Origin of the sequence: Bradyrhizobium ottawaense, from assembly GCF_002278135.3 — a bacterium.
Classification (GTDB): Bacteria; Pseudomonadota; Alphaproteobacteria; order Rhizobiales; family Xanthobacteraceae; genus Bradyrhizobium; species Bradyrhizobium ottawaense.
In genome coordinates this window covers 359542-383180 of record NZ_CP029425.2, presented here as the reverse complement: position 1 = coordinate 383180, position 23639 = coordinate 359542, and the positions used below count along the sequence as shown (strand labels likewise).

Sequence of the window (23639 nt, the reverse complement as noted above, 5' to 3'; positions counted from 1 at the left end):
GTGCGCCGCCTGAAGGGGACGTGATGAGCTGGAAATTCTCTGCCAAACTGGCGACCTTGTTTGCGGCGGGCGCTGTGATTGCCCTGTCCCTTGCGACGCCGGCCTCGGCTGACAACAAGACCAAGCGCTATGACGAGCGCGGCCGCCACTATTACGGCCCGAGCGGCCCCAACGCCGTCTACCAGCAGGGCCGCACCCGTATCTATGTCAGCAAGCGCTCCTGGCTCGACGGCGGCACCGAGGTCAATCCGGGCGACCGCAAGTTCTCCGACTACGCCTTCCCGCCGGCGGTTGGCTATCCGTCCTTCGCCCGCGAGAATCTCAACCGCCCGATCGACCGCCAGCCGCTCTCGCCGCCGCAGGACGTCGGCGGCTATCCGCAGAATTTCCCGCTGTACTGAGCGGACAGCGATCCGAATCAAAAGGCCGGGCTTACGCCCGGCCTTGGATTAGCCGAAGGCGTAATCCACCACTGCTTGTCTCCGCGGAGACAGAAGAGGTGGGTTACGCCAAGCGGTCTGCGCTTCGCGCAGTCCACATGGCTGACCCACCCTACGAGAGCTGTGCCCGCCTTAGGCGTGCAGCTTCTGCAATTCCTTCAGGATCGCTTCGCCCATCTGCGTCGTCGAGGCGGCCGTGGTGCCCTCCGACTTGATGTCGGCGGTGCGCAGGCCACTGGCGAGCACCGCGGCGATCGCGGCGTCGACCTTGTCGGCGAGCGCGCCCATGTCGAAGGAGTAGCGCAGCGCCATGCCGAACGACGAGATCATCGCAATCGGATTGGCGAGGCCCTGGCCTGCGATATCGGGCGCCGAGCCGTGCACGGGCTCGTACAGCGCCTTGCGCTTCTTGCTCTTCACATCGACCTCACCGAGCGAAGCCGAAGGCAGCATGCCGAGCGAGCCCGTCAGCATCGCCGCGATGTCGGACAGCATGTCGCCGAACAGGTTGTCGGTGACGATGACGTCGAACTGCTTCGGCCATTTCACCAGCATCATGCCGCCGGAATCGGCGAGCTGGTGCTCGAGCGTGACATCAGGGTATTCGCGCTTGTGGACCTGGGTCATGACCTCGTTCCAGAGCACGCCCGACTTCATGACGTTGCGCTTCTCCATCGACGTCACCTTGTTCTTGCGCTTCCTGGCAAGCTCGAAGGCGACGCGGCCGATGCGCTCGATCTCATAGGTGTCGTAGACCTGGGTATCGACGGCGCGCTTCTGGCCGTTGCCGAGGTCGGTGATGGTCTTGGGCTCGCCGAAATAGACGCCGCCGGTGAGCTCGCGCACGATCATGATGTCGAGGCCTTCGACGGCCTCGCGCTTCAGGCTGGAGGCTTCCGCCAGCGCCGGGTAGCACACGGCGGGACGCAGGTTGGCGAACAAGGCCAGATCCTTGCGCAGGCGCAGCAGGCCGGCTTCCGGGCGCACCTCGTAGGGCACCGCGTCCCACTTCGGACCGCCGACCGCGCCGAAGATGATGGCATCGGCGGCAAGCGCCTTGGCCATGTCGCCCTCGGAGATCGACACCTTGTGCGCGTCATAGGCGGAGCCGCCGACAAGGCCGGTATCCGTCTCGAACTTGGCGATCCCGGCCGAATTGAGCCAGTCGATCAGCCGCTTCACCTCGCCCATCACCTCGGGGCCGATACCGTCGCCGGGAAGCAGCAGCAGTTTGTGGGTCGCCATGGTCGTTTCCTTCTCGATCCTCTCTCGTCATTCCGGGACGCGCCTCTTGGCGCGGCCCGCTTCGCGTGCGCCCCGGAATGACGGCCGGCCGGAGTGCTAGAGCGGCGTTGCGCGCTTGGCAAGACACCATTGCCGGGGTGCGGCTGTGCAAGGCGGACGGAGCCTGCCACACTGGGTAGGCCGGAGAACCCCTTGCACGCCCCTGACCGCGTCCTGCCCTACGCGCATCCCGCGCGGCTGATCCTGACCCTGTCGCTGGCGGCCACCGTCGGGCTCGGCATCGGCCGCTTTGCCTATGCGCTGGTGCTGCCCGACATGCGGGAGACCCTCGGCTGGTCCTATTCGGCCGCCGGATTCATGAACACCATCAACGCCGTCGGCTATCTCGTGGGCGCGCTGGTGGCGTCGCGCCTCATCCAGCGCGTCGGCTGGGCGGCCGCGATCCGCGGCGGAACCCTGGCCTGCGTCGCCGCGCTCGCCATTTGCGCGCTGACGGGGAATTTCGTCGCGCTGAGCCTGGCGCGCCTCGTGCTGGGTCTCGGCGCCGCGGCCGGCTTCGTCGCCGGCGGCGCGCTCGCTGCGACCATCGCCCAGTCGCGCCCGGAGCGGGCCAATTTCCTGCTCAGCCTGTTCTATGCCGGACCCGGCATCGGCATTCTGTCCTCGGGGCTGATCGCTCCGTTCACGCTGCAATATTTCGGGCCGGGCTCGTGGTGGATGGTGTGGTGGGCGCTGACACTGCTCTCGGCCGCGATGACCGCGCCGCTGTTCCTGATCCGCATCGAAAGCGGGGCACGTTTCTCGGAAGGCAGCCACGCCGCCTTCGCGATTCGTCCTGTGCTGATCTACCTCGCGGGCTACTTCCTGTTCGGCGCCGGCTACATCGCCTACATGACCTTCATGATCGCCTATGTGCGCGACGGCGGCGGCGGGGCCGCAGCGCAGGCGGCGTTCTGGGGCCTGATCGGCCTGTCCGCCTTCGTCACACCCTGGGCCTGGCGCGGCGTGCTGGCGCTCGACCGCGGCGGATTGGCCACCGCCATCATCCTCGGCACCAACGCGCTGGGTGCGGCCCTGCCGATGCTCGGGCATTCGCCGGCGTGGCTCGCGGTCTCCGCGGTGGTGTTCGGCGTCGCTTTCTTCGCCGTGGTCGGCTCGACCACCGCCTTCGTGCGCTTCAACTATCCGCCGGCGATGTGGCCGACCGCGATCGCGGCGATGACGATCTCGTTCGGCGTCGGGCAAACGCTGGGGCCGATCGTGGTCGGCGCCATCACGGACGCGCTGGGGAGTTTGAGCTACGCGCTGAATGTATCGGCGGCGCTGCTGGCGTTGGGGGCGGCCGCGGCGCTGTGTCAGCGGAAGGTGGGGCCGAAAAACTCAGTGCCGTAGGGTGGGCAAAGGCGCGTAGCGCCGTGCCCACGACAACCGCCACCGCGGATACAGTATTGGTGGGCACGCTTGCGCTTTGCCCACACTACGGCAGCGCGCCTAGCTCCCACTAAACGAATTATACCCCTGGTCTTCCCAATGGCCACCCTTGTAGTCGTTGGTGACTTCCATCGAAACCACGTATTTCGGGTTCTTGAAGCCGAGTTTTGTCGGCACGCGGATCTTCATGGGGAAGCCGTAGGCGCGCGGCAGGATCTCATTCGCGTATTTGAACGTCATCTGGGTCTGCGGATGCAGCGCGCTGCGCATGTCCAAGGGCGAATTGTAGCCGTCCTTGTCGGCGCACTGGAACCAGACGTATTTCGCGCTTGTGTCGGCGCCGATCAGCTTGAGGAAATCGCGCAAGGGCGTGCCGGTCCAGCTGCCGATCGCGCTCCAGCCCTCGACGCAGATATGGCGGGTGATTTGCGTGACTTGCGGCAACTTGTAGAGCTCGTCCAGCGTCCACGACTTCTTGTTGTCGACGAGGCCGCGAACCTCGAGCTTCCAGTCGGCGCCAGCGACGTCAGGCGCGTCGTCGAGATCGTAATAGGCGTTGAACGGGAACGGTTTCGTGATCGCGCTCTCGGGGAAGGTCGGCGCCAGTGCGTCGGGGTTGAAGATGAAGGCCTGCACGGCATCGTTGAATTTCGAGACCTGCTTCAGCATCTCCTCGGCCGAGGACGAGTCGATCACATCGCAGCCGGTGAGCAGCGTCAGCGCGCCGAGGCTGGCGCCGCCCGCAATGAAGCGGCGGCGCGTGACGTCGGGCATGGTCTTGATGGAGTCCTTGATCAAGAGCCGCTTGTCGACGCCGGGGATCAGGAATGAACGCTTGGCCATGCTCTCCTCCTCAGCGGCCGATGATCATGGCGCGCAGGCTCTTAGGCACGAGCAGCGCGAGCAGGACGTGAACGACGAGGAACGCGCAGATCGCGGCCATGCAGAAGAAATGGATGTAGCGCGCGGTCGGGTAGTCGCCGAACAGCGCGACGAGATAATAGAGCTGCACGGGCTTCCACATCCCTAAGCCCGTGAGCACGATCAGCACGCCGACCACGATGATGCCGGCATAGAGCAGGCGCTGCACGTAATTGTAGACGGTGAGGTCATCGTGGCCGAGCTTGAAGGTCAGCGCTGCCCTGACGTCATGGAGCACGCCTGACGGGGTGATCGGAAACAGTTTCTTGCGGAAACGGCCGGTGGCAAAGCCCGTGACGAGATAGGCGAGGCCGTTGATCATCAACAGCCACATCGCAGCAAAGTGCCAGAGCAGGCCGCCGCCGAGCCATCCGCCGAGCGTGTACTCGCGCGGAAAGCTGAAGCCGAACAGCGGCGAGGCGTTGTAGATCTGCCAGCCCGACAGGATCATCAGGATCATGGCGAGGGCATTGACCCAGTGCATGATGCGGACCCAGGCCGGCTGGATCACTTTGGCCGGGGCGGCGCTGACCTGCTCGTCGGTGACTGTGAGGCTCGACATGGTGGTTCCGTCCTGAACGTCGTGTGACACCGATTATACGCCGATGCGCCCGCTTTCGTTACGCCCTGTCCGCCATCGAATCGATAGCGTCGGGCTATGGCGGTCACAATAAAGCGAGCCGGGTGCCCCCGGCTCGCCGTTTCGTCGCATCCTGCTTGCGGGATGAAACAGGAGCCCGCGGTGTTACGTCGCCGGCATCAGCACGGTGTCGACCACATGGATGACGCCGTTGGACTGGTTGACGTTGGAGATCGTGACCATCGAGGTGCCGCCCTTGGCATCGACGATCCAGGTCTTGCCGTCCATCTTCTTGACCGTCAGCTCCTCGCCTTCGGCGGTCTTCAGCTTCTTGCCCTCGGTGAGGTCGGAGGCCTCGAGCTTGCCGGGCACGACATGGTAGGTGAGGATCTTGGTCAGCGTCGCCTTGTTCTCGGGCTTGACCAGATTGTCGACGGTGCCGGCCGGCAGCTTGCCGAAGGCGGCGTTGGTCGGGGCAAACACCGTGAACGGACCCTTGCCTTCCAGCGTCGGCACCAAGCCGGCCGCCTTCACCGCCGCGACCAGCGTGGTGTGGTCCTTCGAGTTGACCGCGTTCTGGACGATGTTCTTGGACGGGAACATCGCGGCACCGCCGACCATGACGGTCTTCTCCTCGGCGCGGACAGGCGCGACGACGGTCGCGGTGATGGCCAGGGCGCTGAAGGCGGCGGCGGCGAGATAGGCAATGCGCTTCGACATGGAAAGTCTCCCGATTGAATTGTAACCGGCGATGGCCGGTCTTGCGTTGGGGCAACAACGGCGGCTGCGACCTGTTGGCGTGAAGCAGCAGCGCCGTCGTTGGACCGAACTACGGGAGGGTTGGCGAAGTGGTTTCGGGGAAAAATTCTTTGTGATGCGTGAAACTATGTGGGGGGACGTTCGTGTGATGCACGAACGATCCGCCCACTCCGCTGTCGTCCCGGACAAGCGAAGCGCCGATCCGGGACCCATAGCCACAGGGAGTGGTTTGGCGAAGACTCGGAGTTACCGTCTCGCGCGACGTCTTCTCCCTGTGGTTATGGGTCCCGGGTTCGCGACGTTGTCGCGCCCCGGGACGACAGCGGAGATTGACGCGCGCGCTGCGCCTCAATCCCTGTTGTTCGGCGTCTGGATGAATCCGCGATTATGCGTCGGGCTGATCAGCACCTCGTTGATGCAGACCCTGGCCGGCATGCTCGCGATGAAGGCGATGGTGCGGCCGAGATCTTCGGATTGCAGCATCCTGGCCTGCTCGTCCTCGCTCGGCACCACCGGGCGCAGCTTGAGGATCGGCGTCGCCACCTCGCCCGGCATCAGGCAGCAGGCGCGCAGGCCGTTGACGCATTCGTCCATGTTGAAGGAATGGGTCAGTGCCAGCACCGCATGCTTGGTCGTGGTGTAGGCCGGGCCCGGCATCTTCGAGACGTGGCGGCCGGCCCAGGACGAGACGTTGATGATCGCGCCATCCTGCTGCTTGCGCATCGTCGGCAGCACCGCGCGCATGCAATAGAGCACGCCGTTGAGATTGACCTGGACCAACTTGTCCCAGCCCTCCAGTTCCATGTCCTTCCAGCTGCGCTTGGGAACATTGATGCCGGCGTTATTGACCAGGAGGTCGATGCGGCCGTGCCTGGCGACGATCTGATCGGCGGCTTTCTGGGCTTCCGCAGCGTTGGCCACGTCCAGCGCGATGGCCTCGGCCGCCCCGCCCGCCTTGGCGATTTTGGCAACCACGGTATCCAGGGCGTCCTTGCGCCGGCCCGAGACCACCACGGTCCAACCGTCGGCCGCCAGCGCCTCGGCGCCGGCCTCGCCGATCCCACTGCCGCCGCCCGTGACCCAGGCCACGCGTTTCCCAGCTTTTGTCATGCAAACTGTCTCCGTTGCTTCATTGGGGCGGTTTTTGCTAATCCAGCCCTCGGTTTGACCGGCCTTCGCCGGCGAGGAATGTTGCATGAACCCAGCTGCCAACGCCAACCTGTTCTCCCGCCTGTTCGACGGCCTGGACGATCCGAAGCGCCTCGCGATCGAGACGCATGACGGCGGCCATATCAGCTATGGCGAGCTGATCGCGCGGGCGGGGCAGATGGCGAATGTGCTGGTCGCGCGCGGCGTGAAGCCGGGCGACCGCGTCGCGGTGCAGGTCGAGAAATCCGTCGCCAATATCGTGCTGTATCTCGGCACGGTACGGGCCGGCGCGGTCTATCTTCCGCTCAACACCGCCTATACGCTGAACGAGCTCGACTACTTCATCGGCGATGCCGAGCCGTCGCTGGTGGTCTGCGATCCCTCCAAGGCCGAAGGCCTCGCCCCGATCGCCGCCAAGGTGGAGGCCGGGGTCGAGACGCTCGGAGCTGACGGCAAGGGCTCGCTGACCGAGGCCGCCGACAAGGCGAGCAGCGAATTCACGACTGTCGCGCGGGCGAACGACGATCTCGCCGCCATCCTCTACACCTCGGGCACCACGGGCCGCTCCAAGGGCGCGATGCTGACGCATGATAATCTGGCGTCGAACTCGCTCTCGCTCGTCGGCTACTGGCGCTTCACCGACAAGGACGTGCTGATCCACGCGCTGCCGATCTATCATACGCACGGCCTGTTCGTGGCGACCAACGTGACACTGTTCGCCCGGGCGTCGATGATCTTCCTGCCGAAGCTCGATCCGGATTTGATGATCAAGCTGATGGCGCGCGCCACAGTATTGATGGGCGTGCCGACTTTCTACACGCGCCTCCTGCAGAATTCTGCGCTGTCGCGCGACACCACGAAGCACATGCGGCTGTTCATCTCGGGCTCGGCGCCGCTGCTGGCGGAGACCCATCGCGAATGGTCGGCGCGCACGGGGCACGCCGTGCTCGAGCGCTACGGCATGACCGAGACCAACATGAACACGTCGAACCCCTATGACGGCGAGCGCGTGCCCGGCGCGGTCGGCTTCCCTCTCCCCGGCGTCTCCGTGCGCGTCACCGAACCCGAGACGGGCAAGGAGCTGCCGCGCGAGGAGATCGGCATGATCGAGGTCAAGGGACCGAACGTCTTCAAGGGCTATTGGCGCATGCCGGAGAAGACCAAGTCCGAATTCCGCGACGACGGCTTCTTCATCACCGGCGACCTCGGCAAGATCGACGGCAAGGGCTACGTCCACATCCTCGGCCGCGGCAAGGATCTCGTGATCTCCGGCGGCTTCAACGTCTATCCGAAAGAGATCGAGAGCGAGATCGACGCCATGCCCGGCGTGATCGAATCCGCCGTGATCGGCGTGCCGCATGCCGATTTCGGCGAGGGCGTCACGGCGGTGCTGGTCTGCAACAAGGGCGCCGACGTCACTGAAGCCGCCGTGCTGAACGCGCTGGACGGACGGATCGCAAAGTTCAAGATGCCCAAGCGCGTCTTCGTGGTCGACGAGCTGCCGCGCAACACCATGGGCAAGGTGCAGAAGAACGTCTTGCGGGATACGTACAAGGATATCTACGCGAAGAAATAGGGCTGGCGTTCGCCGTCCTTGCGGATGAAGCCGTAGGGTGGGTTAGCCGAAGGCGTAACCCACCTCTTTGCGTTCCGCGGCGGCAGAAGCGGTGGGTTACGCTTCGCTAACCCACCCTACGACGCTGCGCTCGAATGACGGTGGACGCGGCGACTACAGCCCGCCCACCAGGCTCAGCACAAACCGGCTGCCGACGATCAACAGATAACACCCGAACGCCACTTCCAGCGTCCGCTTCGACATCGCATGTGCAGCTCTCACGCCGAGCGGCGCGGTGACGAGGCTCATCGGCATCACGAGCACGGCTCCGATCAGCGAGACGTAACCGAGCGCGAACGGGATCTGCAGCGCTGCGACGGCCGGATAGTTCGCCGCCGCCGGCCAGCCCGCATAAATGTAGCCGAGCGCGCCGGGGATCGAGATCAGCACCGCGAGTGCGGATGACGTCGCGACCGCCTGATGGATGGGACGGCCGTAGAACGTCATCAGCAGGTTCGAGAACAGGCCGCCGCCGATGCCCATCAGGGTCGAGAGAATGCCGACGCAGAAGCCGTAGGCGCGCATCAGCGGGCCCTTCGGCAGATCGTCGCCCAACTTCCAGCCTTCGCGCGCGAAGATGAGGCGCGCCGCCGCGGAATAGGCGACGCAGACGAACACGATCTTGAACAGCCGCTCCGGCGCATAGCGCGCGATGACGCTGCCGGCGACGACGCCGACCACGTCGGCAGCCACCAGACCCTGAGGATAGCCATGTCGACGGCGCCGCGCTTGTAATGCGCCTGGAACGAACGGATCGAGGTCGGGATGATCACCGCGAGCGAGGTGCCGATGCAGAGCGGCATGCGCACCTCCAGCGGCACGCCGGCGATACGGAAGCATTCGTAGAACACTGGCACGAGAATCGCGCCGCCGCCGATACCGAACACGCCGGCCAAAAATCCCGAAAGCGCCCCGGTTGCGATCAGCAACAGTGCGAGCTCGACGATGTCCTTGATATCAAGACCTGCAATCACCCCTGACCTGCCCCGGCGACTGGTCGCAACCTCTTCGGACGTCGGTCGGAGACGGCTGCGGTCCCAGCTTTAGGCGATCCGGGTTGCCCGGTCGACGCACCGGACGTCCCGGCTGGGGTGGAATGCGGGCTGCGCATATCCGCGGTTTTCAGCGAAGCTGGGCCAGCGTGCGGCGAGCCGAGTCGCCCTGGGCCCTTGGGAGGCGGCTACGGCCGACACCGACCGATTGGTGCGAGCGGAGAGCAGCGGACGTTGGGCTAGAGGCGTTCCAATAGCGATTTCAATGCGCCTCGCGCAGGCTACGAAGTAATGAATTTGAGTTCTCAGTTTGGTTGGCGGACCGATGCTCTGGTATACCAAGCCCCTGATTGGCCTTGCTTCATCAAGGCTCTAGAGCTGAACCATCGTTCGATTTATGGCAATTTGGAGATTGCACAGGCCAAATCGACTCCGTAAATAGAGCCGACCTTTCCGATCCCCGCGCGCCCCCTGCTGGGCCGCCATAAAACATCAAAGCCCATGACCGCACGGATCGAACGACCCCTCTCGCCGCACATGCAAGTGTACCGCTGGACGCTGACGATGGCTCTGTCCATCATCCATCGCGCCACCGGGATTGCCCTCTATTTCGGAACCCTGCTGCTGGTCTGGTGGCTGGTTGCCGCGGCTTCCGGCCCGGCCGCTTACGCACACGTCCAGGCCTTCGCCGGCAGCATCATCGGGCGGCTGATCGTGTTCGGATACACTTGGGCGCTGATGCACCATATGCTCAGCGGCATCCGGCATTTCGTGTGGGACCTCGGCTACGGCTTCAAGGCCAATGAGCGGGAAGCGCTGACCTGGGGTGCCCTGATCGGCGGCATCGCGCTGACGGTGCTGATCTGGATCATCGCCTATGCGAACGGAGGTGGACGATGAGCGCATCCGATACGCCGAAGCGCAGCCTGCGGACCCCGCTCGGCCGCGTCCGCAATCTCGGTGCCGCGCATTCCGGCACATCCGATTTCTGGCGACAGCGCGTCACCGGCGTCGCCATGACGCTGCTGATGATCCCGGCGCTGGTGATCATCGTGATGCTGCTCGGCCGCAACCAAGTCTACGCTGCGCAGACCCTGAGCTCCATTCCCGTCGCGGTGATCCTGCTCCTCTTCATCTTCGCCAGCGCCTGGCACATGAAGATCGGCATGCAGGTGGTGATCGAGGACTACGTCCATAACGAGAAGCTGAAGCTCGTCTCGATCATGCTCAACAATTTCTTCTCGGTCGCCGTGGCGCTCGCCTCGACCTACGCGATCCTGAAACTGTCCTCCGGAGTGTAACCCATGGCTACGGGAACATCGGCCACCACAACGAATGGCACGGGCAACGGCGCTCCCGCCACCAACGGCAAAGCCTATCCGATCGAAGACCACACCTATGACGTCGTCGTGGTCGGCGCCGGCGGCGCGGGCCTGCGCGCCGTGGTCGGCTGCAGCGAAGCCGGCCTGCGCACGGCCTGCATCACCAAGGTATTTCCGACCCGTTCGCACACGGTGGCGGCGCAGGGCGGCATCTCCGCCTCGCTCGGCAACATGCACAAGGACGACTGGCGCTGGCACATGTACGACACCGTGAAGGGGTCGGACTGGCTCGGCGACCAGGACGCGATCGAATACATGGTGCGCAACGCGCCCGAGGCGGTCTACGAGCTCGAGCATTGGGGCGTGCCGTTCTCGCGCACCGAGGACGGCAAGATCTACCAGCGTCCGTTCGGCGGCATGACCATGGACTACGGCAAGGGCCAGGCGCAGCGCACCTGCGCCGCCGCCGACCGCACCGGCCACGCCATGCTGCACACGATGTACGGCCAGTCGCTGCGCCACGCGGCCGAGTTCTTCATTGAGTTCTTCGCCATCGACCTGATCATGGACGACCAGGGCACCTGCCGCGGCGTCATCGCGCTCAAGCTCGACGATGGCACGCTGCACCGCTTCCGCGCCCAGACCGTGATTCTGGCGACCGGCGGCTACGGCCGCGCCTATGCCTCCTGCACCTCGGCCCACACCTGCACCGGTGACGGCGGCGGCATGGTGCTGCGCGCCGGCCTGCCGATGCAGGACATGGAGTTCGTGCAGTTCCACCCGACCGGCATCTACGGCTCGGGCTGTCTCGTCACCGAGGGCGCGCGCGGCGAAGGCGGCTATCTCGTCAACTCCGAGGGCGAGCGCTTCATGGAGCGCTACGCGCCGTCGGCCAAGGATCTCGCTTCGCGCGACGTCGTCTCGCGCGCGATGACCATCGAGATCCGCGAGGGCCGCGGCGTCGGCAAGAAGAAGGACCACATCTTCCTGCATCTGGACCATCTCGATCCCGCGGTGCTGGCCGAGCGGCTGCCGGGCATCTCCGAATCCGCAAAGATCTTCGCCAATGTCGACGTGACGCGCGAGCCGATCCCGATCGTGCCGACGGTGCACTACAACATGGGCGGCATCCCCACCAACTATCACGGCGAAGTCCTGACCAAGAAGGACGGCGACGACAACGCCATCATCCCCGGCCTGATGGCGATCGGCGAGGCCGCCTGCGTCTCCGTGCACGGCGCCAACCGCCTCGGCTCCAACTCGCTGATCGACCTCGTCGTGTTCGGCCGCGCCGCAGCGCTCCGCCTCGCCGAGAAGCTGACGCCCAATGCCAAGCAGCCGGAGCTGCCGGCGAACTCGTCCGAGCTCGCGCTCGGCCGCCTCGACCATTACCGCTACGCCTCCGGCGGCACGCCGACCGCAAAGCTGCGCGAAGGCATGCAGCATGTGATGCAGAGCAATTGCGCGGTGTTCCGCACCGGCGAAGTCCTGAGCGAGGGCCAGAACTTGATCGAGAAGGTCCACAGCGGCATCACCGACATCGCCGTGTCCGACCGCTCGCTGGTGTGGAATTCGGACCTCGTCGAGACGCTCGAATTCGACAATCTGATCTCGCAAGCGGTGGTGACGATGAACTCGGCCGCCAATCGCACCGAGAGCCGCGGCGCGCATGCGCGCGAGGACTTCTCCGAGCGCGACGACAAGAACTGGATGAAGCACACGCTGGCCTGGCTGGACGATGCCGGCAAAGTCAAGATCGAGTACCGCCCGGTTCACGACTACACCATGACCAACGACGTGCAGTACATCCCGCCGAAAGCGCGTGTGTACTGAGCGAACAGTAGCCGTCATTCCGGGATGGTCCGAAGGACCAGACCCGGAATCTCGAGATTCCGGGTTCGATGCTGCGCATCGCCCCGGAATGACGAAAGGTTAGAGCAATGGTTGAATTCGCACTTCCGAAGAACTCCAAGATTTCCGGCGGCAAGACCTGGCCGAAGCCCGCGGGCGCGACCGAGACCCGCGAGTTTCGCGTCTACCGCTGGAATCCGGACGACGGCAAGAATCCGAGCGTCGACACCTACTACGTCGACACCAATGATTGTGGCCCGATGGTGCTGGACGGCCTGATCTGGATCAAGAATCACATCGACCCGTCGCTGACCTTCCGCCGCTCCTGCCGCGAAGGCGTCTGCGGCTCCTGCGCCATGAACATCGACGGCCAGAATACGCTCGCTTGCACCCGCTCGATGCACGACGTGAAGGACGGCGCGGTGAAGATCAATCCATTGCCGCACCAGCCGGTCGTGAAGGACCTCGTCCCCGACCTCACCAATTTCTACGCCCAGTACGCATCGGTCGAGCCGTGGCTGAAGACGACCTCGCCGACGCCGCAGAAGGAATGGCGCCAGACCCACGAGGATCGCGAGAAGCTCGACGGCCTCTACGAGTGCATCCTGTGCGCCTGCTGCTCGACCTCGTGCCCGAGCTATTGGTGGAACAGCGAACGTTATCTCGGTCCCGCCGCGCTGCTCCAGGCCAATCGCTGGGTGTCCGATTCGCGCGACGAGGCGACCGGCGAGCGGCTCGACAATCTCGAGGATCCGTTCCGCCTCTACCGCTGCCACACCATCATGAATTGCGCCAAGGCCTGCCCGAAGGGACTGAACCCGGCCGAAGCCATCGCCGAGCTGAAGCTCAAGATGGTCGAGCGCCAGATCTAAAGGCGCGGTTCATGCTTCGTGTCCCGGCCAGTCCGGCCGGGACATTCCGAGATCGCGGTCAATTCGAGTAGAATTTTCTCCGACCCGCTGTGCGCGTAAGTTCCACGCGCACAACCAGCGGTTCCGGCACAAGTTGCTTCCTTCCCCGCGCGAGATTCAGTTAAGCTCCCGTCAGGGACGGAGCGACTGTGCAGAGGGCGCAACGCAATTCGCTGAGGCTGTTGCAGTGGATGATGGCGGCATCCCTGGCGCTGCCGGTTGCGCTGTTCGTCATCACCTCCGCGATCTCCTACACCTCGACCAGGGACATTGCCGACCGGGAGATCGAGCGCACGCTCGACGTCGTGCATGAGCACGCGCTCAAGGTGTTCGAGACCATCGATCGCAGCCTGGCCGAGCTCAACGAGGTCGTGCGCGGCCTTCCCGACGACGTCATCCGCGCGCGCGAGCCGGCGCTGCACCGCCGCCTGAGGCGGCTGACCGATTCACTGCCGCAGCTCAAATCGGCCTGGATCTTCGACGCGGACGGCAAAGCGCTGGTCAACAGCCTCGCCTCGCCGCCGCCGGAGCTCCGCTTTGCAGACCGCGACTATTTCTACGCTCACGTCGACCAGACCATCGGCAGCTTCATCGGCACGGCCCTGACGCCCCGTCCGCCCTATCAGGGCGCGCGCTTCTTCGGGGTGAGCCGCCGCCGCGACTCCGACGACGGCACTTTCATCGGGGTGATCCAGGCCTCTGTCCTCCCCGAATATTTCGAGAGTTTCTATGCGCGGATCGGCTCCGATGCCGGCAGCTTCTTCGCGATGGGACGCGCCGACGGTGTGCTGCTCGCGCAGTTCCCGCGGCTCGAGCGCGACCTTCGGCTGGATCCGACCGGACCGGTCGGCCGGGAAATCGCGGCGCGGCCCGCGCACGGCCTCATCACCGTCGCCTGGCCGTCGGACGGGATCGAGCGCCGCATCGGCTACCGGCGCGTCGCCGAATATCCGATCTATGTCAGCGCCGGGCTCGAGACCTCGGCGATCCGCGCGCGCTGGCTCGCCACCATGGGCCAGCATCTGGTGTTCGGCATTCCCGCCACCGCACTTCTGTTTCTGCTGTTGGCGCTGGCATTGCGGCGCACGCAGCACCTTCAGGCCGAAGCCGCCAAGCGGCGTGAGGCCGAGGAGGCACTCAAGCACAGCCAGCGCCTGGAGGCGCTCGGACAGCTCACCGGCGGCGTCGCGCATGATTTCAACAATCTGCTGACGGTGATCCGCGCCTCGGTCGACCTGTTGAACCGGCCGCAACTGACGGAGGAGCGGCGGCAGCGCTACATCACGGCCATTGCGGACGCAGTGGCGCGCGCGGCCAAGCTGACCTCGCAGCTGCTCGCCTTTGCGCGGCGTCAGACCCTGAAGCCGGAAGTGTTCGACGTCGGCGAGCGGATGCAGGCGCTGCACGACATGCTGGCGCCGCTGCTGGGGCCGGCCATCGAGATCACCATGCGCCTGCCCACCGAGCCCTGCCTCGTCCACGCCGATGCCGGCCAGTTCGAGACGGCGCTGATCAACATGGCGACCAACGCGCGCGATGCCATGCAGGGCAAGGGCAGGATCGTTTTCACGGTCGAGGCCGCGGCGGCCGTTCCGGACACGCTGGCCCATGCCCCGGGCAGCCAGACCTTGGTAAACCAGAACTTGGGAAGCCAGAGCTTGGGAAGCCAGAGCTTGGCAAACCAGAACTTGGCAAACCAGAACTTGGCAAACCGTGGCTTCATCAGCGTGACCGTCAGCGACACCGGAGTCGGCATTCCTGCCGCCCGGCTGGAACGCATCTTCGAGCCGTTCTTCACCACCAAGCAGGTCGGCCACGGCACCGGCCTCGGCCTGTCCCAGGTGTTCGGCTTTGCCCGGCAATCCGGGGGCGAGGTGACGGTTAGGAGCGAGGTCGGTCACGGCAGCACCTTCTCGCTCCACCTGCCGCGCGTGCCGGCGGACCTGCTGCCGCAGCGGCAGGCGCCGAACACGGCGCCGGCGGTGGCCGGCAGCGGCATGTCGGTGCTGCTGGTCGAGGACAATATCGAGCTTGCCAATTTCGCCGCCGACGGCCTCACCGAGCTCGGCTACAGCATCACGCTGGTCGACAACGCCACCGATGCACTCGCCGAGCTCGACATGGACGCGGATCGTTTCGATGTCGTGTTCTCGGACGTCGTCATGCCGGGAATGACCGGGCTCGATCTGGCGCAGGCCATCTGCCAACGGGGCATCGGCGTGCCGGTCGTGCTGACCACGGGCTACAGCCAGGCGCTGGCGCAGGATGGCGCTGCCGGCTTCGATCTGGTGCAAAAGCCGTACTCGATCGAGGAATTGTCGCGAATTCTACATCGGGCGGCCCGGATCCGGCGCGTCCGCGACGGCGCCGCCGAGTAAAGGCGCCTCGGGAACCTCGGGGAACCGGTTGATTTGGCTTGCGTTATCCGATCATGCAAAAGCCGGCTGGAAAACGCGAGCAGGACAGGAAGCCCCCCATCGTCGACATCGCCGGCGAGAACGGCGACAAGGTCGCACCGCCTCCGCCGGAATTGCTCGAGCCTGACCCGGAGCTGTCACCTGAAGAGGTCGAGCAGGCCCGCAAGGATTATCTGCTGACACGGTTCTGGATCAGCGCGCGCGGCTTCTGGGGACAGGGCGGCGATCGCCTCGCTTGGCCGTTCTCGATCGGCCTCGGCCTGCTGATCGTCCTGGCCGTCGCTTTCCAGTACGGCATCAACGTCTGGAATCGCGCGATCTTCGACGCCATCGAGAAGCGCGACGCGGCGAGCGTCTTCCATCTCACCGCAATGTTCTTTCCGCTTGCGATCGGCAGCATCGTGCTCGGCGTCATCCAGGTGTTCGCGCGCATGGGCATCCAGCGGCGTTGGCGGGCCTGGCTCACGGCGAGCGTGCTGACGCGGTGGCTCGCGAACGGGCGCTACTACCAGCTCAACCTCGTCAAGGGTGACCACGAGAATCCGGAATACCGGATTGCCGAGGATCTGCGCATCGCGACCGATTCGCCGGTCGATTTCCTCGCCGGCGTCACCTCGGCGCTGCTGTCGGCCGCGACCTTCATCATCGTGCTCTGGACCATCGGCGGCGCGCTCACCGTCACGTTCGGCGGCTCGACGCTCACCATTCCCGGCTTCCTCGTGATCGCCGCGATGCTCTATGCCGCGATCGCCTCGGGCTCCATCCTGGTGATCGGCCGGCGCTTCGTGCAGGTCTCCGAGGACAAGAACCAGGCCGAAGCCGATTTCCGCTACACGCTGACGCGCGTGCGCGAGAACGGCGAGAGCATCGCACTGCTGGGCGGCGAGGAGGAAGAGCGCGACGGCATCGACCGCAACTTCGCCGGCGTGCTCCGGCAATGGGCGCGGCTCGCCGGTCAGCACATGCGCACCACGTTGGTGTCGCAGGGCTCGAGCCTGGTTGCGCCGGTCGTGCCGCTTTTGCTCTGCGCGCCAAAATTCCTCGACGGCAGCATGACGCTGGGACAGGTGATGCAGGCGGCCTCCGCCTTCACCATCGTGCAGAGCGCGTTCGGCTGGCTGGTCGACAATTATCCGCGGCTTGCCGACTGGAACGCCTGCGCGCGCCGCATCGCCTCGCTGATGATGTCGCTCGACGGACTCGAACGCGCCGAGCAGGGCGACGGTTTTGGCCGCATCAAGCGCGGCGAGACCAGCAACGACGCCATCCTGGAGATGAAGGATCTGTCGGTCTCGCTCGACGACGGCACGGCCGTGGTCGGCGAGACCGAGGTGGTGATCGAGTCGGGCGAACGGCTGCTGGTCGCCGGCGAATCCGGGACCGGCAAGAGTACGCTGGTGCGCGCCATCGCAGGCCTGTGGCCCTGGGGCGGCGGCAGCGTCAATTTTCACAGGGATCGCCGACTGTTCATGCTGCCGCAGCGGCCCTATGTGCCCTCCGGATCACTGCGCCGCGCGGTCGCCTATCCCGGTGCGGCCGAGGACTGGACCCTGGAGGAGATCGGTGACGTCCTGCATAAGGTCGGCCTCGACCATCTCAAGGAAAAGATCGAGGAGGAAAGCCCCTGGGACCAGACGCTATCCGGCGGCGAGAAGCAGCGCCTCGCCTTTGCGCGGCTGTTGCTGCACAAGCCCGACATCATCGTGCTCGACGAGGCGACCTCGGCGCTCGACGAGAAGAGCCAGGACAGGATGATGAAGATGGTCACCGACGCGCTGCCGAAGGCGACCATCGTCAGCGTCGCGCATCGCGCCGAGCTGGAAGCCTTCCACAGCCGCAAGATCGTGCTGGAGCGCCGCAAGGGCGGCGCCAAGCTCGTCAGCGACATCGACCTCATCCCACGCAAGGGCAAGCGCAGGCTGCTCGGGCGATTTCTGCGGCAGCGCAAGGCACCGAAGAAAGCTGCGTGATCTCGTAGCCCGGATGGAGCGCAGCGCAATCCGGGAAGGCCCATCAGCGCGGTGAGAATCCCGGATTTCGCAGCGCTCCATCCGGGCTACGGACCTCTCGTGAAGATTGGAGTCCCACGCAAAACCGGCTATGCATGCGCCGCTTGCAACGAGGACCGCCTGCTTGACGACTGACAACGCCCCTTCGTCCGCGCCGTTCGGCGCGTTTGCGCCCAATGCGGCGCAGGCTGCGATCATTCGCCTCGCACAGCAGTCGGGGCTGAAGCGCGGCGCGTTCCGGCCCTGGATGTCGCGGCTGGTCAACCTGCTGCGCGGTGGCCCGGTCGACGTGCAATATCAGGGCGCATCGTTCCGCTTCTATCACCAGGGCAGCGCGACAGAGCGCGGCGCGCTGTTCAATCCCGATTATAATCTCGACGAGCTCGACTTCCTGCGCCAGCATACCCCGGCGGGCGGCACCTTCCTCGACGTCGGCGCCAATGTCGGCACGTTTGCGCTGGTGATGGCGCGGCAGGTCGGCACCACAGGCAAGGTGGTCGCGATCGAGCCGCATCCCATGACGTTCGCGCGGCTCTCGTTCAACCACGGCGCGTCGAAGACGGCGCAAGTGCGCCTGGTGCAGGCTGCCGCCGGCGACAGCGACGGCGAGCTGATGATCGAGAGCGGCGGCGGTAATCTTGGCGCCACTCACGTCGTCACCGGCACGGCGAGCGCCGAGGCGATCAAGGTGCCGTCGCTGCGGCTGACACGCATTCTCGACGAGGCCGGCGTCACGCAAATTGATTCGCTGAAGATCGACGTCGAGGGTTTTGAGGACCGCGTGCTGATCGGCTTCTTCCGCGATGCGCCGCCCTCGCTATGGCCGCGCGCGGTCGTCATCGAGCATCTGTCACAAAACGAATGGCAGCAGGATTGTATTGCCGACATGGTCGCGCGCGGATTTGCGATCATGCGCAAGACGCGAAGCAATACGTTCCTCTCACGCTGACAAGGACGAAGGAGGTTACGATGATCGACCATCTGGGTTTCTCCGTTTCCGACTATGAGCGCGCCAAGGCGTTCTACGCCAAGGCGCTGGCTCCGCTCGGCTACGGCCTGATCATGGAGGTCACGGCGGAGCAGACCGGCCACGCTGCCGCCGCCGGCTTCGGCGCCAACGGCAAGCCGGATTTCTGGATCGGCGGCGAAGGCGCCATGAACAAGCCAGTGCATGTCGCGATCGCGGCCAGGGACCGCGCCACCGTCGACGCGTTCTACAAGGCGGCCATCGCGGCCGGCGGACGCGACAACGGCCCGCCCGGCATCCGCCCGCATTACCATGCGAATTACTACGGCGCCTTCGTGCTCGACCCTGATGGCCACAACATCGAGGCCGTCTGCCACGCGCCGGAATAAGGCAGATCCAGCGCGGCGCGATGAGGGAACATCGGCGCGGCATCATCGTTGTCCTTCCCCGGACAACTGATCCCGATGATGCCGATGCCGATCGAACCGCCCGAGATTCCGCCGGCAACACCGGGGACTCCAGCCGAACCGCCACCCGGAATTCCGCCGGGCAATCCGCAGCCTGAAATCACGCCGCCGGTGCGCGAGCCCGGCTCGCCACCGCGGCCCGACGAATTGCCGGGCCGCATGCCTGAAGAGATTCCATCGCGCGGGCCGAACGGGCCGCTGACGCCGAATCCTGCGACGGATGCAATTCCGCCGCGGGATCGCGCATGAAGTGGCCGATCACATGTGGGGCAATTGCAACCAGCGTCTGAATGCGCAATGAACGTTGCCGGAGTGACGCGATTTCCGTGCAGAAATAAATCGGGCCGCGACCGCATCGCCCGCCACAATCCGGCCTAACGCGTAGCTGTTCATCCCAACACTTCGTCAAAGAACCTTCCGGGGAAGTTCACCACCATGACCAATCTTCGTTTCGTGCTGCTCGCGACGACGGCTCTGACCGCGATGCAATTCGCAAGCTCCGCATCGCAAGCACAAAGTGCGCCGCCGCTCGTGGTCGCGCAGGCGCAGCCTCAAGATGCGGGCCCTGACGGAAAACCGAAGCAACCGCCGAAGGGACCCGCGGCTGCGCCGCCTGCTGGGCCCGCGCGCCCGGCCGCTCCGCCGCCCGCCGCTGCACCGCCCCACCCGCCCGCTGCGCCGCCGCCGGCCGCCGCACCGCCGCGTCCCGCCGCGCCGCCACCGCCTCCGCCGCCACCTGCGGCCCGTCCGGCCCCCCCGCCGCCACCACCGCCGCCTGCCGCACCGAAGCAGCCCTCGCCGCCGCCTGCCGCGGCGCCGCAGCAGCACGCCCCGACACCGCCGCCTGCGGCACGCCCGGCTCCCACGCCGCCGGCACCGCCGCCTGCTGCAGCTCCGCAGCACGCACCGACGCCGCAGCCTCCCGCAGCACGTCCGGCTCCGACGCCGCCAGCCGCAACTCCTCCGGGCCGCCCCGCCCCGGCACCCGCGGCGACGCCTTCTCCCGCGCCCGCAGCGCCGACGGCGCGACCGGGAGCGCCTGCTCCGACCGCCACACCTGCCCCGACTGCGACACCCGCACCGACGACAACGCCTGCGCCGACCGCAACGCCGGCTCCGGGCAGCACGCCCGGCGCACCGCCGGCCGGCCGCCCCGGCACACCGCCGCCCGGACGTCCCGGCGCACCTCCCTCGGCAGGGTCACCGGCTCCCGGTGCCACGCCCGCTCCGACGGCGACGCCTGCTCCTGGTGGTACGCCGACGCCCCCGCCCGGACGTCCAGGTGCAGCACCGACACCTGCTCCCGGCGCGACCCCAGCTCCGCCTGCGAGACCGACCCCCGGCCAACAGGGCGCAACGCCTCCTGCGAGCGGCCCCGCCGCCGGAGCTCCGCCTGCGTCACCGCAAGCTGGCGCTCCGCCACGGCCGCCGGCGCCTCCCGCCGGCGTCGCGGCACCGAGCACCGTACCGGGCTCGGCGGCCGCCACGCCGCCACCCGACAGGGTGCGGAATGCTCCGCCGACGGTCGCGCCCGCCTTCCGGGCCGCGCCGACGATCGCCGCGCCCTTGCCGCCTCCGCCGCGCCCGCAGCAGCGCGACCTGACCCCGCTCGCGATCGGTGCAGGCGTGGTGGCCGGCGCCGTGGTCGGCGCCACCATTGCCGACATGCACAGCCAGCGACGCGAGGTCGTCGAAGGCGGCCGCACCGTCTACACCGAGCCGGACCGCATCATCATCCGCGATCCGGGCGGGCAGGCTTACGTCCGCGGCAACGACCTCTATCGCTTCCGCTATGGCGCCCGTGACATCCGCACCGACACTGTCGGCGGTGAAACCCGCACCGTCGTGGTCCGTCCCGACGGCAGCGAGATCATCACCGTGGTCGGTGCGGACGGTTCGCTGCGGCGGCGAATCCGCAGGGACCCCCGCGGGGGCGAACTCGTCATCATCGACAACACCTACCGCGATCCGCGGGCAGTCGGCGGCTTCTATGTCGACGCGCCGCCGCCGGTCGTGAACATTCCCTATGATCGCTACATCGTCGACGCCCAGGAAGCGTCGCCGGACGTGATCTACCAGACGATGGTTGCACCGCCGGTGCAGCGGATCGATCGGCGTTACTCGCTCGACGAGATCCGCTACAGCCCCAATGTTCGCATGCAGATGCCGAGCATCGACGTCAACACGATCATCTTCGAGACGGGATCGTGGACCATCCCGCCGGACCAGGCGGCCCGGCTGCAGGTGATCGCCGACGGCCTCAACCAGGCGATCCAGCGCAATCCGCGCGAGGTGTTCCTGATCGAGGGACACACCGACGCGGTCGGCAACGAGGTCGACAATCTCTCATTGTCGGACCGCCGTGCGCAGTCCGCGGCCGAATTGCTGACGCAGCAGTTTGGTGTGCCCGCCGAGAACCTGACGTCGCAGGGCTACGGCGAGCAGTACCTGAAGGAGCAGACGCAGGGGCCGAGCGCGATCAACCGTCGGGTAACCATCCGCAACATCACGCCGCTGCTCAACGGCGGCCAAGCCTCGCTGCCGCCGCCTCCGGCCGGCACCGCGCCGCCGCGGTAACGGCAAGCACAAACGCAAATGGCCGGGAGCAATTCCGGCCATTTTTGTTTGGACAGCATCGCCGCTACCGCCGAGCGGCCAGCCCCAACGCGTCGACCATGAGGCGAAAGACTTCGGTATTGTCCATCGAGCCGCGCACACCATCGCTGCCCGGCCCGGTCGCGGTGAGGATGACGTCCTCACCCGAATGCACGCTGGCGCCGATCATTGCCGACAGATTGCCCGGGCGCAGCACCGCGCCTGGGACGTCCTTGTATTTGTCGTTGGCCTTGAAGGTCCCGTCGTCGCCCGCCTTGACGGTGGGCTCGTTGGGATTATCGAGCTTCGGGCGGAACGTCTCGTAGTGGTCCGGCAGGCTGGCCGAGAAGATCGCGAGCCGGCGGCTGACATCGACGCGTGACGGATAGCCATCCGCATCGGGCGCCGGATAATTGGGAAATCCGGCCTGCTCGTAGACGCCGACGCGCTCGCGCAGGGAAACGTTAGGCGTGGCGCTCATGTCGTCGTTGATCGTGCCGACAAGGCCGTTGGGATGATTGTGGTCCGCGAGCACCAGGATGAGGGTATCATCGCCCCGCGCACGCGCCCATTCGCGGGTCTGGCGCACCGCATTGTCGAGCATGATCGTGTCGTAGACGGCCCGTTCCATGTCGAGGACATGCGCATATTTGTCGATCAGTCCGGATTCGACCATCAGGAAGAAGCCGGCCTCGCTCTTCGCAAGGATACTCAGCGCTGCCTGCACCTGCTCGGTCAAGTCAGGCTGCTCGGGAAACTTCTTCACGCCGCCACCTCTCAGGAATTTGCGGTCAAGCGCACCGTCCATGTTGCCCGTGGCGAACAGGCCGAGCAGCTTGCCCGTCTCCGGCTTTGCGGCAGAAGCGCTGAGCTCGCTCGCGGTGGTCGCCACCTGGTAGCCTGCGTCACGAAACTTCGCGATGTAGTCGGTCTCGTCCTTGCGCTTGGAGCCGGCGGCAGATTTCGGCAGGAAATTCGCGCTGCCGCCGCCCATCACCACATCCGGCCTGGCCGCGAACAACTGCTCGACGATCTCGTCATAGGCCGCGCGCCGGCGCGTATGCGCGACCATCGCCGCCGGCGTTGCGTCTTCGATCTCGGTGTTGGTGACGATGCCGATCGCCATGCCGAGCCGCCTCCTGGCGAGGCTCGTGATGGTTTCGACCCGGGGATCGTCGAACGGGCTTGCAGTGCGGTCCGCATAGACGCCGAGAGCGTTGACGGCACTCTTGTGCCCGGTCGCATAGGCGCTGGCCGAGTTCGCGGAGTCCGTGATGATCGAGTCCGAGCCCGCGGTCGCCACCAGTGCCATATGAGGCATGTCGTCGATGGCGAGCTTCCCGCGGCTCTTGCCCTCCGCAATGCCCTTGGACAGGATTCGGGCCGCGACCCGATGCGCCGGCGACATGCCATCACCGATGAACAGGATGACGTTCTTCGCCTTGCGCGGACCCGTGTCGTAGACCGTCCACGTGACGCTGCGCTGGCGCGTGCCGTCGCTCACATCCACGGCAATGCTGCCCGGCGTGGTCAGCGTGACGTCGCGCAGAATCAGCGCCGACTGCTCCTTGCCGTCCTCGCGCTCGATGAAGGTCGCCGAACGGCCGAACGCGGTCGCATAATCCGCGCCGTTCACCGTCACCTTCAGCTTGGCCGGATCGACCGGCCCGGGAAACTCGACCTTGAAGTCGAACTGCGCGCCGGCCAGGATCTCGGCACGATCAATCGGATAGATCGTCTGGGCCGACAATGACGATGTCCCAACGAGGACGATGAGAGAGGCGAGTGCCGATCTCTTGACCATGCGCGATGCTCCGCGATTCCGTTTCCAACAGGACCGGAACCGTAACGGTCGAGCATGACCTCGTCATTAAGCGCGTAGCTCCATCCGGGCTACGCGCAATCGTCGGGTGGGCAAAGGCGCGTGAGCGCCGTGCCCACCACTATCTCGGTCGCGGAAAGATGGTG

General features: G+C 66.0%; 19 protein-coding genes and 1 pseudogene. 13 read left to right on the top strand and 7 right to left on the bottom strand.

Annotated features, from left to right (window positions below; translation table 11 throughout):
- The first annotated feature begins 23 nt into the window (after positions 1-23).
- On the top strand, positions 24-401 hold the full coding sequence (locus CIT37_RS01795) for a hypothetical protein (protein WP_028139263.1): 378 nt from the start codon (positions 24-26) through the stop codon (positions 399-401).
- Between the two features lie 171 nt (positions 402-572).
- Here CIT37_RS01795 and leuB read toward each other — a convergent pair whose 3' ends face one another.
- Positions 573-1685 carry a 3-isopropylmalate dehydrogenase gene (gene leuB / locus CIT37_RS01790; protein WP_038949833.1) on the bottom strand — a complete coding sequence of 371 codons (1113 nt, stop codon included), beginning with the start codon at positions 1683-1685 and terminating at the stop codon, positions 573-575.
- A 192-nt stretch (positions 1686-1877) separates the two neighbouring features.
- On the opposite strand from leuB, the gene CIT37_RS01785 reads away from it, so the two are divergent.
- Complete coding sequence (locus tag CIT37_RS01785) at positions 1878-3077, top strand: YbfB/YjiJ family MFS transporter (protein ID WP_095425497.1); 1200 nt, start codon at positions 1878-1880, stop codon at positions 3075-3077.
- Between the two features lie 99 nt (positions 3078-3176).
- Here CIT37_RS01785 and CIT37_RS01780 read toward each other — a convergent pair whose 3' ends face one another.
- The 4 genes from CIT37_RS01780 to CIT37_RS01765 all read right to left on the bottom strand — a co-directional run bounded on the left by CIT37_RS01780 (position 3177) and on the right by CIT37_RS01765 (position 6486).
- Positions 3177-3959, bottom strand: coding sequence for a molybdopterin-binding protein (locus tag CIT37_RS01780; RefSeq protein WP_095425498.1), 783 nt, complete (start codon positions 3957-3959; stop codon positions 3177-3179).
- Between the two features lie 10 nt (positions 3960-3969).
- Positions 3970-4599 (bottom strand): cytochrome b/b6 domain-containing protein, encoded by a 630-nt coding sequence (locus CIT37_RS01775; protein ID WP_028139267.1) that lies wholly within the window; start codon positions 4597-4599, stop codon positions 3970-3972.
- 183 nt (positions 4600-4782) lie between these two features.
- The gene (locus tag CIT37_RS01770; RefSeq protein ID WP_028139268.1) at positions 4783-5337 is read right to left on the bottom strand and encodes a fasciclin domain-containing protein; all 555 of its coding nucleotides are present in this window, start codon (positions 5335-5337) and stop codon (positions 4783-4785) included.
- Positions 5338-5724: 387 nt separating this feature from the next.
- Positions 5725-6486: an SDR family oxidoreductase gene (locus tag CIT37_RS01765; RefSeq protein ID WP_028139269.1), complete on the bottom strand. Its 762-nt coding sequence runs from the start codon at positions 6484-6486 to the stop codon at positions 5725-5727.
- A gap of 85 nt (positions 6487-6571) precedes the next feature.
- Between CIT37_RS01765 and CIT37_RS01760 the strand changes: the two genes are divergently transcribed.
- Positions 6572-8101 (top strand): malonate--CoA ligase, encoded by a 1530-nt coding sequence (locus tag CIT37_RS01760; protein ID WP_028139270.1) that lies wholly within the window; start codon positions 6572-6574, stop codon positions 8099-8101.
- 153 nt (positions 8102-8254) lie between these two features.
- Here the strand turns inward: CIT37_RS01760 and CIT37_RS01755 are convergent.
- Positions 8255-9114: pseudogene (locus tag CIT37_RS01755) on the bottom strand (sulfite exporter TauE/SafE family protein).
- Between the two features lie 519 nt (positions 9115-9633).
- Here CIT37_RS01755 and sdhC point away from each other — a divergent pair.
- The 10 genes from sdhC (at position 9634) to CIT37_RS01705 (ending at position 21653) form a co-directional block, all read left to right on the top strand.
- On the top strand, positions 9634-10032 hold the full coding sequence (gene sdhC, locus CIT37_RS01750; protein WP_018318928.1) for a succinate dehydrogenase, cytochrome b556 subunit: 399 nt from the start codon (positions 9634-9636) through the stop codon (positions 10030-10032).
- Positions 10029-10433, top strand: coding sequence for a succinate dehydrogenase, hydrophobic membrane anchor protein (gene sdhD, locus CIT37_RS01745; RefSeq protein ID WP_028139272.1), 405 nt, complete (start codon positions 10029-10031; stop codon positions 10431-10433). The genes sdhC and sdhD overlap by 4 nt, the downstream gene beginning before the upstream one ends.
- Before the next feature lie 3 nt (positions 10434-10436).
- Positions 10437-12287 (top strand): succinate dehydrogenase flavoprotein subunit, encoded by a 1851-nt coding sequence (gene sdhA / locus CIT37_RS01740; protein WP_028139273.1) that lies wholly within the window; start codon positions 10437-10439, stop codon positions 12285-12287.
- A 107-nt stretch (positions 12288-12394) separates the two neighbouring features.
- Positions 12395-13177 (top strand): succinate dehydrogenase iron-sulfur subunit, encoded by a 783-nt coding sequence (locus tag CIT37_RS01735; RefSeq protein WP_028139274.1) that lies wholly within the window; start codon positions 12395-12397, stop codon positions 13175-13177.
- A gap of 188 nt (positions 13178-13365) precedes the next feature.
- Entirely contained in the window at positions 13366-15594 is a 2229-nt protein-coding gene (locus tag CIT37_RS01730) for a hybrid sensor histidine kinase/response regulator family protein (protein WP_095425499.1), read from the top strand.
- 53 nt (positions 15595-15647) lie between these two features.
- The gene (locus CIT37_RS01725; RefSeq protein WP_028139276.1) at positions 15648-17603 is read left to right on the top strand and encodes an ABC transporter ATP-binding protein/permease; all 1956 of its coding nucleotides are present in this window, start codon (positions 15648-15650) and stop codon (positions 17601-17603) included.
- Between the two features lie 163 nt (positions 17604-17766).
- The gene (locus CIT37_RS01720; protein WP_028139277.1) at positions 17767-18591 is read left to right on the top strand and encodes an FkbM family methyltransferase; all 825 of its coding nucleotides are present in this window, start codon (positions 17767-17769) and stop codon (positions 18589-18591) included.
- A gap of 20 nt (positions 18592-18611) precedes the next feature.
- On the top strand, positions 18612-18998 hold the full coding sequence (locus CIT37_RS01715) for a VOC family protein (protein WP_018318935.1): 387 nt from the start codon (positions 18612-18614) through the stop codon (positions 18996-18998).
- A gap of 84 nt (positions 18999-19082) precedes the next feature.
- Positions 19083-19325, top strand: coding sequence for a hypothetical protein (locus tag CIT37_RS01710; RefSeq protein WP_026202099.1), 243 nt, complete (start codon positions 19083-19085; stop codon positions 19323-19325).
- A 186-nt stretch (positions 19326-19511) separates the two neighbouring features.
- The gene (locus CIT37_RS01705; protein WP_109866576.1) at positions 19512-21653 is read left to right on the top strand and encodes an OmpA family protein; all 2142 of its coding nucleotides are present in this window, start codon (positions 19512-19514) and stop codon (positions 21651-21653) included.
- A gap of 64 nt (positions 21654-21717) precedes the next feature.
- On the opposite strand, the gene CIT37_RS01700 is transcribed toward CIT37_RS01705, so the two are convergent.
- On the bottom strand, positions 21718-23475 hold the full coding sequence (locus CIT37_RS01700; RefSeq protein WP_095424330.1) for an alkaline phosphatase: 1758 nt from the start codon (positions 23473-23475) through the stop codon (positions 21718-21720).
- Between the last annotated feature and the right edge of the window lie 164 nt (positions 23476-23639).

Excerpts from the sequence above, each read along its gene's own strand:
- CIT37_RS01795 (WP_028139263.1), top strand. The coding sequence starts at position 24 with ATGAGCTGGAAATTCTCTGCCAAACTGGCGACCTTGTTTGCGGCGGGC.
- leuB (WP_038949833.1), bottom strand. The coding sequence starts at position 1,685 with ATGGCGACCCACAAACTGCTGCTGCTTCCCGGCGACGGTATCGGCCCC.
- CIT37_RS01780 (WP_095425498.1), bottom strand. The coding sequence starts at position 3,959 with ATGGCCAAGCGTTCATTCCTGATCCCCGGCGTCGACAAGCGGCTCTTG.
- CIT37_RS01775 (WP_028139267.1), bottom strand. The coding sequence starts at position 4,599 with ATGTCGAGCCTCACAGTCACCGACGAGCAGGTCAGCGCCGCCCCGGCC.
- CIT37_RS01770 (WP_028139268.1), bottom strand. The coding sequence starts at position 5,337 with ATGTCGAAGCGCATTGCCTATCTCGCCGCCGCCGCCTTCAGCGCCCTG.
- CIT37_RS01765 (WP_028139269.1), bottom strand. The coding sequence starts at position 6,486 with ATGACAAAAGCTGGGAAACGCGTGGCCTGGGTCACGGGCGGCGGCAGT.
- CIT37_RS01760 (WP_028139270.1), top strand. The coding sequence starts at position 6,572 with ATGAACCCAGCTGCCAACGCCAACCTGTTCTCCCGCCTGTTCGACGGC.
- sdhC (WP_018318928.1), top strand. The coding sequence starts at position 9,634 with ATGACCGCACGGATCGAACGACCCCTCTCGCCGCACATGCAAGTGTAC.
- sdhD (WP_028139272.1), top strand. The coding sequence starts at position 10,029 with ATGAGCGCATCCGATACGCCGAAGCGCAGCCTGCGGACCCCGCTCGGC.
- sdhA (WP_028139273.1), top strand. The coding sequence starts at position 10,437 with ATGGCTACGGGAACATCGGCCACCACAACGAATGGCACGGGCAACGGC.
- CIT37_RS01735 (WP_028139274.1), top strand. The coding sequence starts at position 12,395 with ATGGTTGAATTCGCACTTCCGAAGAACTCCAAGATTTCCGGCGGCAAG.
- CIT37_RS01725 (WP_028139276.1), top strand. The coding sequence starts at position 15,648 with ATGCAAAAGCCGGCTGGAAAACGCGAGCAGGACAGGAAGCCCCCCATC.
- CIT37_RS01715 (WP_018318935.1), top strand. The coding sequence starts at position 18,612 with ATGATCGACCATCTGGGTTTCTCCGTTTCCGACTATGAGCGCGCCAAG.
- CIT37_RS01710 (WP_026202099.1), top strand. The coding sequence starts at position 19,083 with ATGCCGATCGAACCGCCCGAGATTCCGCCGGCAACACCGGGGACTCCA.
- CIT37_RS01705 (WP_109866576.1), top strand. The coding sequence starts at position 19,512 with ATGACCAATCTTCGTTTCGTGCTGCTCGCGACGACGGCTCTGACCGCG.
- CIT37_RS01700 (WP_095424330.1), bottom strand. The coding sequence starts at position 23,475 with ATGGTCAAGAGATCGGCACTCGCCTCTCTCATCGTCCTCGTTGGGACA.